Genomic DNA, 13,702 nt, shown 5'->3' with positions numbered 1-13,702 from the left:
TTAGAACACGGGGAACTAGCGGGTCCCTTCCGCCTCGAAGCGTGGGGGACGCGACACGGACAAATCCACCGGGCGTGAGTCTGGTGTCCACTATGCACTCAGTGTATAGATTGAACTGTGAACAATTCCCTCACCCTGCTGGGCCTACTGAGCCGCGAGCCGAGCTACGGCTACGACCTCAAGCACTCCTATGACCGCTACTTCGGAGCCGGAAAAGCCTTGGCCTTCGGGCAGGTGTATTCCACGCTGGCCCGAATGGTCCGTGACGAACTGATCCAAGCCCTGGGCGAAGAATCCGGCGGCGGTCCGGACCGCAAGAAATACGAGATCACCCTGGCCGGCCAGGCCAGGGTGCGCGAGTGGCTGTTCACCCCCGACGTCCCGTCGGAGTCCCTGCAAAGTGAGCTGTTTGCCAAGACGGTGGTCGCCCTGCTGCTCAATGACGACGCCGACCGGCTGCTCGATGTGCAGCGCGGTGAACACATGGCCCGGATGCGTGAACTGACCCGGCTGAAGAAGGACGCGGACCTGCTGCGGGTCCTGATGTGCGACCACGGCCTGTTCCACATCGAAGCCGACCTGCGCTGGATCGACCTCACCAGCGCCCGCCTGACCCAACTCAAGAAGGAGCTCCAGAGCCCATGAGTACAACTGACACCGCTGCACCCGTCCTCAGTGCCCGCGGCCTGCACCACTCCTTCGGGCAGACCGAGGCATTGCGGGGCGTCGACCTCGACGTCCGCGCAGGGGAGGTGCTTGCCGTCATGGGCCCGTCCGGATCCGGCAAGTCCACGCTGCTGCACTGCCTGGCCGGTGTTCTGGTTCCCGACGGCGGATCGGTGACCTACCGTCCGCCCGGGCGGCCCGCAGTGGAGACCAGTAGCCTCGGGGAGCCACAACGGGCCCGGCTGCGGCTGACCGACTTCGGGTTCGTCTTTCAGTTCGGCCAGCTGCTGCCTGAGCTCACGGCGGCGGATAACGTCAGCATCCCGCTGCTGCTGGCCGGGACACGGCGGCCGGAGGCGCTGCGCCGGTCCAGGGAGCTCCTGGACCGCCTCGGTCTGGACGGGCTGGGCGCCAAGCTGCCCGGCGAACTGTCCGGAGGACAGGCCCAGCGCGTCGCCGTCGCGCGGGCGATGGTGACGTCGCCAGCCGTGCTGTTCGCCGACGAGCCCACCGGTTCGCTGGATTCCCTCGCATCAGAGAACGTGCTGACGCTTATGCTCGAGCTGGTCCGCGAGGCGGGCACCACCGTCGTGATGATCACCCACGATGCCCGTACCGCCGCCTATGCGGACCGGGAAGTCATCGTGCGGGACGGCGCCATCGGCGCCGGCTATCGGGTCTCCGCGTGAATCCCGGCCTGCTCAAACTGGCAGTCGTCGGCAGCCGGTCCGCCTACGGCAGGCTTGCCAGCATCGCTGGTGGGGTCGCCGTCGGAGTCTGCCTGTTGTTGTTGCTGTGGGGCGGCGCCAACGGCCTGAGCGCACGTGATGACCGCGGTGCCTGGCTGCGGGAGTCCGGACGCCCCTCCGTGGCAGCCCCCTTGGCGACGGACGGTCCGGTCACTTCAGGGCCGGGGACACCGGTGCCGCTGACCGCCGACACGGTGCTCATAGAGGCGAACCCGGGGGAGGTCTTCCGCGACCAACTCATTAGCCGCCGCGACGTTGCCGCCCTCGGTTCCACTAATTTCAGGATCCCCGGGATCGGCAAACCTCCGGCTCCTGGCAGCTACTACGCGTCCCCGGCGCTGCAGCGGCTGATCGAGGCAACGCCGCGGAACGAGCTTGGCGACCGCTTCGGGACGTTTGCCGGCACGATTGACGATGCCGCCTTACCCGGACCGGATTCGCTGATCGTCGTCGCGGGAGCCACGGAAGCCGAACTCCGCCAGAACGGCAGGGCCTTCCTGGTGTCAGACTTCACGACCAACCCGTATGGTGGCAGCGCTGCCGCCTACAACACGGTGCTGTCCATCGGGGCCATTGCGGTGTTCTTCCCCGTGCTGCTCCTGATCAGCATTGTCACCGGACTGGGGGCTGCCCAGCGCCGGGAGCGCTTCGCGACACTGCGCCTCATCGGCGCATCCCCGCAGGTTGTCTCCCGGATCGCTGCCGTCGAAACCGCCGTCCCCAGCCTGATCGGTGCAATGCTGGGCGTCGTGCTGGCCCTTGTGCTGAGGCCGGCGGTCGCGCAGATACCGGTCAACGGCACCAGGACGTTCGCCGCCGATCTGACCACCGGCTGGGTGGCGGCCGCCGCGGTCGTCGCCGGGGTGGTCGCGGCGTCGGCCCTCGTGGCCGCGCACCGGACCGCCCGCGCAGGCATTGGCCCCCTGGGCGTGACGCGGGCCGTGCACGAAAAGCCACCCACCCTATGGCGGACTGTGCCCTTGCTCGCGGGTCTGGCAGCCATGATCACGGCTGTAATAATGATCCGGGTAGTGGAGGTGGGGCTGCCGTGGCTGGAATCACCGCTGCTTATCGTCGGCTTTGCGCTGATCCTTGTGGGCATCGTGGTTATCGGTCCCTGGCTGACCCGCATGGTGAGCCGGGTGGGACTGCGCCGGGCGCGGAGCGCGGCCGGAGTCATTGCCGCCAGCCGGATCCAAAAGACGCCGGTGGCGACCTTCCGATCCGTGTCAGGACTCGTGATCGCCGTGTTTGTCGTCTCCGTCTTCGCCGGAGGATCAAGCATCATCGAATCCACCGAGGCGCCTCCGGCCGGGCCCGGTCTGCTTCAGCCCACGAGCCTCCACGCCACCGTGAGTGCCGGACACACCCCGGCCCAGGCCGCGGAGGCCGCCCGCCGGGCCAGCGAACTGCCCGGAATCCGGGGCGCCACGGTCGGCTACGGGCCGGACGTCCTCTCCGGACCCGATGCCGGCCCCGAAATCTACCTTCGCGCCGCTGACGCTGGCGGCCTCGGGTTCGAGGACATCCCGGCAACAGAGGTGGTCACTGTGGATACCTCGTTCCTCTACTTCTGGACGACGCAGCCACTGGCTCTGACCCCGGCGCCCGCCACCAGCCTGGATGCAATGGTCCCGGTCGTGATGGTGCTCGGCACCGACGGGACCCCCGCGGCCATGGACCGCGCCCGGACTGCATTGAACGGTTCAGGCATCACGGCCATCCCGGCCTCGTCCCCGTTGGACTTCAAACTGCAGTCCACCGGGCGCCTGATTCAGGGCCTGGCCGTGCTCGCCTACCTCGGCATGTTTGTCGCGATAGCAATCGCAGGCCTGTCCCTGGCCGTCGCCACAGCCTCCGCCATCCTGGACCGGAAAAGAGTTCTGGGCCTCATGCGGCTCATGGGGATGCCAGTGTCCGCCCTGCGCCGGGTCATCACCCGTGAAGCAGCCGTCCCGCTCCTGACCGTGCTGCTGCTCTCGGTCGGCCTCGGATTCCTCGTGGCCTGGCTCATGGTGACCTTCGTTGACGACACTTATAGGGTGACCTGGCCGGCGCCTGATTACTTCGTTGCACTGGGTGTCAGCCTGCTCCTGGCCCTCGGAGCAGTCACCGCGACATTCGGCCTCATCCGGGGCAATACAGGATTGACGGTTACCCGTTTCGAGTAGTTGCGCCACAGACAGGAAGCATTGAGTTTCCGCGAACAGTGAGGGCGACAAGGAGCCGTTCAAGAGTCCGTCCAAAATGCGGCGGCGAGGGAAGCCCACAGGTTGGAGGGTCCGCTGGTGCGGTGAGTCGGTCGAAAAGCTGGCTCAAAGAATGAATCATCTGGCTTTTAGGTTGAGATTGCAGCGATATGGAGAGAAGCGCGTGATTGCCGTGGATATGGTGACTGGCATGAAACCAGTTCTGAACCTTGCACGGCGTTGGGGCGCCCCGTGGCGGCCGTCATCTTCTTCTCACTGTGGTGTGTGGCCGAGGCCGGAAGGATGGGAGGGCCCTGGCTGGAATGGCCAGGGACTTGGTCGCTATCCTTGACGACCTGGTCGGGGACCTGGGCACTGGCTCTGATGACCCTGGCGATTGCCACTGCCTCCTGGAAACCGCTTGTCTCCCTCGGGTTCACGGCGGCACTCCTCGCCGGACAGCTAAGCCATGCCCTGCCACCGATGTATTCCAATCACTGGCCCATCTACCTCGGCTCCTTTTTCGCTCTTGGCTTCATCTTGTGGACCGCCCCGCGGCGGATACGATTCATCGCCTCGGGCGCCAACCTGGTGTTCGTGGCCCTGATGACCGTCCTCATGCTCTCCTGGCGATACGGCAACGGCGTCGGCTGGTTCATGCCCATGTACTACGGTGACAGGCCCATGTTTATGATTTACGGCTGGCAGCTATTCGCACTCCTCCTGCTGATCGCGGGAGCCTGCGCCGCCGTCGGACTTCTGCTGGCGCTGTATCAGGAACGGGGCAGTCTGTTCCGGGCTCGGGAACTGGCGCAGAGCAGCCTCAAGGAAACCGAGGTCGACCTGATTGTCGAGCAGGAACGGACACGCATCGCCCGGGATCTGCACGACGACCTGGCGCATTCGCTCGCGGTCATCGCCGCGCAGGCCGACGGAACCCGGTACCTGAGCAAGGATCAGCCCAAGGCCGTCCTCAACGCCCTGGACACCATCGCCCGGTCAGCCCGCAGCGCCCTCGTGGATGCCCAACGCGTCATCGAAGGAGTCCGTGATGACGGCATGGTGACGCCACAGCCGCGGCTGACCGACATCCCGGCTCTGATCGAAGGCATGCAGCGCGGCAGTTTGAAGATCCACCCCAGCGAGTCCGGGACTCCCGTGGAACTCTCCACGGGACAGGAGATGGCCGTCTTCCGGATCGTTCAGGAGTGCCTGACCAATGCCCTCAAACATGGTGGGCGCGGCACGGATGTGCGGCTCCACTTTGACTGGAGCGGGCCCGGCCTGGCTCTGCATGTGGCCTCGACCATAGCCCCGACCGGCCAAGAAGACGCTGCGAGTCCGGCCACGCACCGGATCGGGCGGGGACTTCCCGGCATGCGCGAACGCGCCCATCTGGCCGGCGGCTGGCTGACGGCGGGACCGGACGGCGAACAATTCCGGGTGACGGTCTTCATCCCCTACGGAACCCGGGAAGTGACGTCACCGGACGATACAGCCGGCGCCGAAGCCGGGGGCATTTTCGGTGAAAGTTCGCGCGCGGAAGCCCAGCCTGCACTGGCTGCAGCAGGGAGCCTTCCCCGGCCGGCAGGGGCCGCACAGGAAGTCGGCGACCGTGGCTGACACCGCGGATCGCATCACCGTGGCCCGGGTGGATGACCAGCCCTTGTTCCGGGCGGGTATCCGCATGCTGATAGAGAGCCAAACGGACTTGGAACTCTCGGGCGAGGCCGGCGACGGGGAGCAGGCGGTGACCCTGGCAATCGAAGGGCGTCCGGATGTAATGCTGATGGACCTTCGCATGCCCGTCCTTGATGGTGTCGAGGCCACCCGGCGGATCGTGCAGCAGGCCGCGGCGGCCGGAACCGATAAGCCAAAGATCATTGCACTGACTACCTTCAACAGGGATCAGGCTGTGGTCCAGGCCGTCCAAGCCGGAGCGAGCGGGTACCTGCTCAAGAGCGCGGAACCGGAATTCCTGCTGGCAGCGATCCGCACTGTCCACTCGGGTTACTCCGTCATCGCCCCAGGATCCATCCACTCCCTCTTTGAACATGCTGCCCGCAATGGACCCGCGACCGGTCCGGACCTGTCCGTCCTGAACGTCCTGTCCGTGCGGGAGCGGGACGTATTCCTGCTCGCGGCCAAAGGCCTCAGCAATGGTGAAATGGCGGAGAGCCTGTTCGTCTCTGAAGCCACCATCAAAACTCACCTGCGCAGCGTCTTGGACAAACTGGAACTCCGCACCCGGCTCCAGCTGGTCGCATTCGCCCACGAACGCCGGCTGCTGGGCAGCTGAGCAAGCACTGTCACGTGTGGCAGCCGCGCAGTGCGCTGGCCCCGGAGCCACAGGACCTGCCCGTGGGCGGCATTAGCCGTCGCGGGCGGGCGGCGCACCATTTCGCTGCTTTGCGGGAAAACCGTGGATGAGCACGCACACCTGTTGCGGCCGAGCGCGGGCCCGATCTCTCAAACCGTTGCCATAACGTTGCAAAGCCGCCCTTGAAATCCGTTGACACGCTGTGAGCTGCACCATAGATTTGCCGTAATCTGAATCACCTTTCAGATTCAGCGCATTTCCTGTCAGTTCTCCTGCTCAGATCTCCTGCTCAGCTACCGCGGGAGTTTCAACGAAAGGCATCCCGTGAAGGATACAAAGAAGTTCCTGATGGCCGCCGTGATGGCCACCGGGCTCGCCCTCAGCGCCTGTGCCCCCTCTGCCGGCACCGCAGCGCCGGCCGAGTCGGGCAGCACCAAGGCCGCCGAGCCGGTCAACGTCGGCATCATCTACTCCAAGACCGGCCCCCTGGCCGCCTACGGCGCCACCTACTACGAAGGCCTGCAGGCGGGCATCGACCACGCCACCGGCGGGACCGGCGCCGTCAACGGCGCCAAGATCAACCTGACCTACGCCGACGACGGCGGCGACCCGGACAAGGCGGTCACGGCCGCCAAGGACCTGATCGGCAAGGGCTACAAGATCATCGGCGGCACGGTCGTCTCCGGCATCGCGCTCAAGCTGGCGGAACAGGCCGCGCAGAACAAGGTCCTCTACATCTCCGGACCGGCCGCCACCGACGCCATCCAGGGCATCAACAAGTACACCTTCCGCTCGGGCCGCCAGAGCCTGCAGGACGTGGCCACGGCCGGTTCCTTCATTGACACCAACGGCAAGAAGGTCGTCGTCTTCGCGCAGGACAACGCGTTCGGCCAGGGCAACGTCGCCGCCGTCAAGGCCGTCCTAGGAGCCAAGGGTGCCACCGTGGAGGCCGTCCTGGTCCCGGACGGACAGGAGCTCACCCCCTTCGCCCGCCAGCTCATCGACGCGAAGCCGGACATGGTCTTCGTGGCCTGGGCCGGGGCAACGTCGGGCACCATGTGGCAGACCCTCAGCCAGCAGGGCGCCTTCGACGCCGCCCCGATCGTCACCGGACTCGGCGACGCCGCCACCTTCGGCGCCTACGGCGAGGCGACGTCCAAGATCAGCTTCCTGAACCACTACTTCCCGGGTGCCGCAGGCAACGAGGTGGAGAAGAAGATGATTGCCGCCGTCGAGAAGGCCGGCAAGAAGGCCGACCTCTTCACCCCCGACGGCTTCGTGGCCGGCCAGTTGATTGTCCAGGCCATCAAGGAGGGCGGCTCCGACGCCGACGCCATGGTCAAGGCACTCGAGGGCTTCAGCTTCGACGGGCCCAAGGGCAAGGAAACCGTCCGTGCCTCGGACCACGCCCTGGTCCAGGACATGTACCAGGTCAAGCTCGTCCAGACGGGCGGCACCTGGGCTCCCGAGCTCGTCAAGGTGGTTCCGGGCGATACCGTCGCCCCGCCGGAAAAGAAGTAACCCGGCACGACGGAAGCTGCCCGCGGCGCTGTGCCGGACCTCCCGGCATAGCCAGTGCAGCATCACTGCAGAGATCACTGCAGTGACACGGCACAGCGCCGCACACCACCCCTACGGCCCAAGCGAGACACGAAGGATCCGAATGAATTCCCCAGCCCTGCCCGCCCTTGCGGTGGACGGCCTCGGTCTGCAGATCGGCGGTGCCCGCATCCTCGAGGATGTGAGCTTCTCCGTCGGCACCGGCGAAATGGTCGGCGTCATCGGCCCCAACGGCGCCGGCAAGACCACCCTGTTCAACCTGATCTCCGGCGTCATGCGCCCCACCGCGGGCAGTGTGACGCTGAACGGCAGGGAGATCACGGCCGCGCCGGTCCACCGCCGGGCCAAGGCAGGGCTGGGCCGGACCTTCCAGACCTCCAACCTGTTTCCCCGGCTGAGCGTGCTGGAAAACGTCCGGCTGGCCGCGCAGGCGAAACTCGGGGGCAGCTTCAGCCTCCTRCGTTTTCCCGCGGCCTCCGATGAGGCCACCCGGATTGCCCGCGGCACCATCGGCGAGGTAGGGCTCACGTCCCAGCTTTCGACGGCGGCGGGGGACCTCTCCCACGGAGAGAAGCGCAAGGTGGAAATCGCCGTCCTGCTGGCGACGGACCCCGCCGTCGTGCTCCTGGACGAGCCGATGGCCGGGGTGGCGTCGGGGGACGTCCCGTCCCTCACCGCGATCATCCGGGGAATGCACCGGGACCGCGGCTGCACCGTGATGATGGTGGAGCACCACATGGACGTGGTCCTGGGCCTCGTGGACCGGGTGGCCGTGATGCACCACGGCAGCCTGCTCGCCCTGGACAGCCCGGAAGCCGTGATGTCGGACCCGACCGTACAAAGTGCCTACCTGGGAGAACCCGTATGAGCGCCGCAGCGGAAACCCGCCCGATCCTCCGGCTGACTGGACTCAATGCCCACATCGCCGGACAGCAGGTCGTTGAGGATGTCTCCTTCACCGTCCCCGCCACCGGCATCACCGCGCTGCTGGGCCGCAACGGCGTCGGAAAGACCAGCACTATCAAGGCCATCATCGGCCTCATCGACCGGACCGGGGCGGTGGAGCTCGACGGCGTGCGGATCGAGAAAGATCCCACGTTCAAGATCATCCGCAGCGGGGTGGGTTACGTGCCGGAGGACCGCGAAGTGTTCTCCAAGCTCACGGTGGCGGAGAACCTCCGGCTCGCCGAACGCGACGCCGCACCCCGGCGCCAGCTCGTCGAGGAGCTGTTCCCGGACCTGCTGGCCCGGTCCGCCCAGATGGCCGGCACGCTGTCCGGCGGCCAGCAGCAGATGGTCTCGCTGGCCCGCGCACTCCTGAACACCAACAAGATCCTGCTCGTCGACGAACCCACCAAGGGGCTGGCCCCGAAAATCGTCGCCGAAGTCGCCGAGACCCTTGCCGAAGCCGCCAGGACGGTCCCGATCCTCCTGGTCGAGCAGAACCTGCACGTCGTCCGCCAGCTCGCCCAGGACGCCATTGTCCTCTCCGGCGGCCGGGTGGTGCACACGGGCGGCGCCCTGGAATTCCTCGACGACGCCGGGCTGATCCAGCGGCACCTGGGTGTGTCCACCGACCACGGCCCGTCCGGGGAAACAGCCGGAAAAACAGGCGGAAAAACAGGCGGAGAACCAGCCGTGGAACCAGCCGGGAAAGGCGCCGCCCTGTGAGTACCGTTGTCCTCCTGCTCTTCACCGGCCTGGGCCTGGGTGCCCTGTACTTCCTTGTGGCCGCCGGGCTGTCCCTGATCTACGGGCTGATGGGTGTGCTGAACTTCGCGCACGGCGCATTCCTGACGCTCGGCGCCTTCACCGGCTGGGAAATCGCCCGCCGGACCGGCTCGGACAACTGGTGGACCTTCCTGCTCTCCCTGCTGGTCGGTGCCGCGGCCGGGGCCGCCTTCGCCGCCTTCACCGAGTTCGTCCTGATCCGCCGGCTCTACCAGCGGCACATCGAACAGGTCCTCATCACGGTGGGCCTCTCGCTTGCCGCCGTGGCACTCTTCGACGGCATCTGGGGCACCGACCCGGTGTTCATCCAGGGGCCGGCCTGGTTCAAGGACACCACCGAGATCCTCGGCGCCCGCGTCCCCAACGACCGGTTTGTCTGCATCATCGCCGCCGTCCTGGTGCTGCTGGCCATGGTGTTCTTCCTGAAGAACACCCGCTACGGCATGATCATCCGGGCCGGCGTCGAGAACCGCTCCATGGTGACGGCCCTCGGCATCGACGTCCGGAAGGCCTTCACCCTCGTCTTTACGATCGGCGGCGCCGCCGCCGGCCTGGGCGGGGTCCTGGCCTCGCACTACTTCGGCTACGTCTCACCGATGCTGGGCGGCTCGCTGCTGATCTTCGCGTTCATCGTCACCGTGATCGGCGGACTGGGCTCGCTGACCGGCGCGGCCATCGCCGCCGTCGCCGTCGCCGTCCTCCAGCAGTTCGCCAACTTCTACCTCGGCGGCACCGGCGACTTCGTCGTGGTGCTGGCCCTGGCGCTCGTGCTGCTGTTCCGTCCCTCCGGCCTGCTCGGGAGAACCTCATGACCACCGATACCGACGCCGCCGGCACCGCCGGCAATGCCAGCACCGCCAGCACGGCGACCAAGGGCACCGCCGGCGGCCCCGAGGTGCCGCGGGGGACAGGAACCGCCGGCCGTCCCAACCCGCACGGCCGTCCCCGCCCGACCCGCCGGAAGATCGCCGGCGGGGCCGCCGGACTCGCCGGGATGGTGCTGCTGGTCCTGCTGCCGCTGCTCAACCTGTCCCTGCCCGGCGTGCTGCCCGGGCCGACGTACACGCCGGGTTCCCTGCAGCTGCTGGCCATGTGCATGCTGATGGCCGCCGCCGCCCTGACCTACCACCTGCTGCTCGGCGTCGCCGGACTGCTTTCCTTCGGCCATGCCCTGTACTTCGGCGCCGGCGTCTACGGGCTGGCGATCATCCTGCAGAACCTGGATATCCCGCTGCTGCCCGCGATGGGCCTGACCCTGCTGGTGGTGATCGTGCTGGCCCATGTGGTGGGCAGCATCAGCCTGCGGGTCAGCGGCATCCCCTTCGCCATGGTCACGCTCGCTTTCGCCCAGGCCGGCTCGGTGATCGTGGGCCGCAACCCGGACGGCACCACCGGCGGCGACGAGGGCCTGACCCTGCGCACCGACAACCTGCCCGATTTCCTTGTCGGCGTGGTAAATACCCGTAACCTCTACTGGCTGGCGCTGGCTGTGCTCGTGGCGGTGTTCGTCGTGGTCACCTGGGTGCAGTCCTCCCGGGCCGGACACGTTGCGGCAGCGGTCCGCGAGAACGAACTGCGCGTCCGCGTCCTGGGCCTGCAGCCGTACCTCGTGAAGCTGCTGATCTTCGTGGTCTCCGCCGTCCTGGTCAGCATCATCGGCATGGTGTTCCTGCTCCTGCAGAGCGGCGCCGTCCCGCGTGCCATGTCCGCCGACCTCACCATCACCCTGCTGGTCATGGTGGTCCTGGGCGGCGTCGGCTCCCGCTGGGGCGCCGTGATCGGCGGCGTGTTCTACACGATCCTGGACCAGCGCCTCACGACCCTCGCGAACTCGGACGCCATCGATGCGCTGCCGGACATCCTGCGGGTACCGTTGTCTGAGCCCTTGTTCATCCTGGGCACCCTGTTCATCCTCGTGGTGCTCTTCCTGCCCGGAGGCCTGACGGGCACCGCGCAGCGGCTGGCCCAGCGCCGCAACCGGCGGGTCCGGGACACCGGAAACGACAGCGCCGGAAACGGCGGCGCCGGAAACGACGGTGCCGGCAAGGACAGGACGGCGACGTCCCGCGAGATCCTGGAGGAATCGGCATGAGCAGCACAACAGGTCCGGGCCGGGTTGACGGACTGCACACCTTGGGCCGCTGGACCACGGACCGGAGCCTCGCCACCCCGCACCGGATCGCCGTCGACGACCGCGGCTGCACCCTGAGCTACGGCGAACTGGAACGCCGGGCGGCGGGCCTCGCCGCCGGACTGAAAAGTGCCGGCTACGTCACGGGGGACCGGATAGCGACCCTGACCGGGAACAGCTCGGACCACGTGGTGGTGTTCTTTGCCTGCGCCAAGGCCGGGCTGGTCCTGGTGCCGCTGTCCTGGCGGCTGTCACCCCGGGAACTGGCAGCCCAGCTGGAACTCGCCGACCCCCAGCTCCTGCTTGTCGAGGACGAACTCGATTCGCTCGCCGCGGGGGCGTGCACGCTGCTGCCGCACCGGCCCCGGACGGCTGCGCTGGGCCCGGGCGGCGTCGAAAAGTCCGTGCCGCCGCCGTCCCGGATCCAGCCGGCGCCCGCTGCGGGCGGCGGCCGGCCGGACGTCCGCGGGCTTGAACTCGCCAGGGAGGTGCGCGACGACGACCCCCTCCTGATGATCTTCACATCCGGCACCGAGGGGGCCAGCAAGGCTGCCGTGCTGACCCACGCAAACTGCTTCTGGACCAACCTCTCGCTGTCCCGGACCCTCGACCTGGGCAGCACCGACGTTGTGCTGGCCGTGCTCCCGCAGTTCCACGTCGGCGGCTGGAACATCCAGCCCCTGCTGGCCTGGTGGACGGGCGCCACCGTGGTGCTGGAACGCGGCTTCGAACCCGGCCGTGTCCTGCAGCTGATCGCGGAACGCCGGGTCACCATGCTCATGGGCGTCCCCACCCAGTACCTGATGCTCGCCGAACACCCCGACTTCGCCTCCGCCGAGCTCGGTAGCCTCCGGCACGCCGTGGTGGGCGGGGCCCCCATGCCTGCGCCGCTGCTGCGGATCTGGCACCGCAGGGGAGTGGCGCTGAGCCAGGGCTACGGGCTGACCGAGGCGTCGCCCAATGTGCTCTGCCTGGCCAACGAGGATGCCGCCCGGATGGTCGGCTACTCGGGCAAACCGTATCCGCATGTCGCCGTCGCGGTGGCCGATCCGGTCACCGGGGAGGTCCTCGACGGCGCCGCGTCCGGGGAGCTGCTGGTGGGCGGCCCGGGGGTCTTCGCCGGCTACTTCCGCGATCCCGCCGCCACCGCGTCCGTCCTGGCCGGCGGGTGGCTGCGCACCGGTGATCTGGTGGAGCGCGACGCCGAGGGCTACATCAAAGTGGTGGACCGGCTCAAGGACATCTACATTTCCGGCGGCGAGAACGTGGCCCCGGCCGAGGTCGAGGCGGCGCTGCTGGCCCATCCGGCGGTGGCGCAGGCCGCCGTCGTCGGGGTGGAGGACCAGCGCTGGGGCGAAACGGGCGTCGCCTTTGTGGTGGTCCGTCCCGGCCTCGCCACGGACGAGCAGGAACTCCTGGACCACTGCGCAGCACAGCTGGCGCATTTCAAGGTTCCCTCGCGGATCGAGACGGTGGGTGCCCTGCCGCGGACGGCTTTGAACAAGGTGCTGCGGGCTCGGCTGCGGCAGCAACTGGACGAGCAACGGCCGGCGGGACGCCACGGACGCGGGGCGGCCGCCCTTCCCGCGGCCGCCCTGCCAAACGCGGTTGCCGCGGATGCGGTTTCCGCGGACTGGGGCCGGCGATGAGCGCCGTACCCCGCACGGCGCGGGGCACCCGCACGCGGGCCAAGCTGCTGCAGGCCGCCGAGACGGTGTTCGCGTCGGTGGGCTACCACGAGGCCTCGATCGTCAAGATCACCGAGGAGGCCGGCGTCGGCCTCGGCACCTTCTACCTGTACTTCGAGGGCAAACAGGCCATCTTCGACGAGGTGGTCGAGGACCTGAACCGGCGGGTCCGGCACGCCATGACGGACGCCGCCCGCTCCGCCGGGACCAGGCTCGCGGCCGAACGCGCAGGGTTCCGGGCCTTCTTCAAGTTCACCGCGGACCACCCCGCGCTGTACCGGATCATCCGGCAGGCCGAGTTCGTCTCGCCCGGGGCGCTGCGGCTGCACTACACCCGGATCGTCAACGGCTACATCGAAGGGCTCAAGGCCGCGCAACTCAGCGGCGAAGTCCGGGAGATGGACCCCACGGTAGCCGCCTGGGCCCTGATGGGCATCGGTGAGCTGATCGGAATGCGCTGGGTGCTGTGGGACGAAGAAGGCGCCGAACCCGCCCAGGGCGCCCGCCCGGATGTCCCGGAGGAAGTCTTCGAGGAAATGATGCAGTTCATCGAACGCGCCCTCGCCCCCGCGCCCGGGGCCGCCCCCGGCGCCACCGGGGCCGCCCCCAGTGCAGCACCCGGCGCCGCCCCCAGAACCATTCAGGCCCAGGAAGGGACCGCCCAGTGA

12 protein-coding genes are annotated in these 13,702 nt (G+C 67.9%); all 12 read left to right on the top strand.

The window, feature by feature from the left end; genetic code table 11:
- Positions 1–117 precede the first annotated feature (117 nt).
- The 12 genes from AB4Y67_RS09235 to AB4Y67_RS09180 all read left to right on the top strand — a co-directional run bounded on the left by AB4Y67_RS09235 (position 118) and on the right by AB4Y67_RS09180 (position 13,702).
- Positions 118–645, top strand: coding sequence for a PadR family transcriptional regulator (locus tag AB4Y67_RS09235; protein WP_441405477.1), 528 nt, complete (start codon positions 118–120; stop codon positions 643–645).
- Positions 642–1,355 carry an ABC transporter ATP-binding protein gene (locus AB4Y67_RS09230; protein ID WP_441405476.1) on the top strand — a complete coding sequence of 238 codons (714 nt, stop codon included), beginning with the start codon at positions 642–644 and terminating at the stop codon, positions 1,353–1,355. Before AB4Y67_RS09235 ends, AB4Y67_RS09230 begins: the two co-directional genes overlap by 4 nt.
- Entirely contained in the window at positions 1,352–3,586 is a 2,235-nt protein-coding gene (locus tag AB4Y67_RS09225; RefSeq protein ID WP_441405475.1) for an FtsX-like permease family protein, read from the top strand. Before AB4Y67_RS09230 ends, AB4Y67_RS09225 begins: the two co-directional genes overlap by 4 nt.
- 366 nt (positions 3,587–3,952) lie before the next feature.
- Positions 3,953–5,227, top strand: a complete 1,275-nt coding sequence (locus AB4Y67_RS09220) for a sensor histidine kinase (protein ID WP_441405474.1) — start codon at positions 3,953–3,955, stop codon at positions 5,225–5,227.
- Positions 5,220–5,903: a response regulator gene (locus tag AB4Y67_RS09215; RefSeq protein WP_441405473.1), complete on the top strand. Its 684-nt coding sequence runs from the start codon at positions 5,220–5,222 to the stop codon at positions 5,901–5,903. Before AB4Y67_RS09220 ends, AB4Y67_RS09215 begins: the two co-directional genes overlap by 8 nt.
- Before the next feature lie 345 nt (positions 5,904–6,248).
- Entirely contained in the window at positions 6,249–7,445 is a 1,197-nt protein-coding gene (locus tag AB4Y67_RS09210) for a substrate-binding domain-containing protein (RefSeq protein ID WP_441405472.1), read from the top strand.
- 142 nt (positions 7,446–7,587) lie between these two features.
- Positions 7,588–8,352 carry an ABC transporter ATP-binding protein gene (locus AB4Y67_RS09205; protein ID WP_441405471.1) on the top strand — a complete coding sequence of 255 codons (765 nt, stop codon included), beginning with the start codon at positions 7,588–7,590 and terminating at the stop codon, positions 8,350–8,352.
- A complete protein-coding gene (locus tag AB4Y67_RS09200) occupies positions 8,349–9,155 on the top strand; it encodes an ABC transporter ATP-binding protein (RefSeq protein WP_441405470.1) in 807 nt (268 codons plus the stop codon). Before AB4Y67_RS09205 ends, AB4Y67_RS09200 begins: the two co-directional genes overlap by 4 nt.
- The gene (locus AB4Y67_RS09195) at positions 9,152–10,027 is read left to right on the top strand and encodes a branched-chain amino acid ABC transporter permease (RefSeq protein WP_441405469.1); all 876 of its coding nucleotides are present in this window, start codon (positions 9,152–9,154) and stop codon (positions 10,025–10,027) included. Before AB4Y67_RS09200 ends, AB4Y67_RS09195 begins: the two co-directional genes overlap by 4 nt.
- Positions 10,028–10,209: 182 nt before the next feature.
- A complete protein-coding gene (locus AB4Y67_RS09190) occupies positions 10,210–11,307 on the top strand; it encodes a branched-chain amino acid ABC transporter permease (RefSeq protein WP_441405604.1) in 1,098 nt (365 codons plus the stop codon).
- Positions 11,304–12,995, top strand: a complete 1,692-nt coding sequence (locus AB4Y67_RS09185) for a class I adenylate-forming enzyme family protein (RefSeq protein WP_441405468.1) — start codon at positions 11,304–11,306, stop codon at positions 12,993–12,995. The genes AB4Y67_RS09190 and AB4Y67_RS09185 overlap by 4 nt, the downstream gene beginning before the upstream one ends.
- On the top strand, positions 12,992–13,702 hold the full coding sequence (locus tag AB4Y67_RS09180) for a TetR/AcrR family transcriptional regulator (RefSeq protein ID WP_441405467.1): 711 nt from the start codon (positions 12,992–12,994) through the stop codon (positions 13,700–13,702). The genes AB4Y67_RS09185 and AB4Y67_RS09180 overlap by 4 nt, the downstream gene beginning before the upstream one ends.

The organism is Arthrobacter sp. YAF17 (assembly GCF_052113365.1).
Classification (GTDB): Bacteria; Actinomycetota; Actinomycetes; order Actinomycetales; family Micrococcaceae; genus Arthrobacter.
The sequence above is the reverse complement of the archived record's forward strand: the minus strand, read 5'-3'. Positions and strand labels throughout refer to the sequence as shown.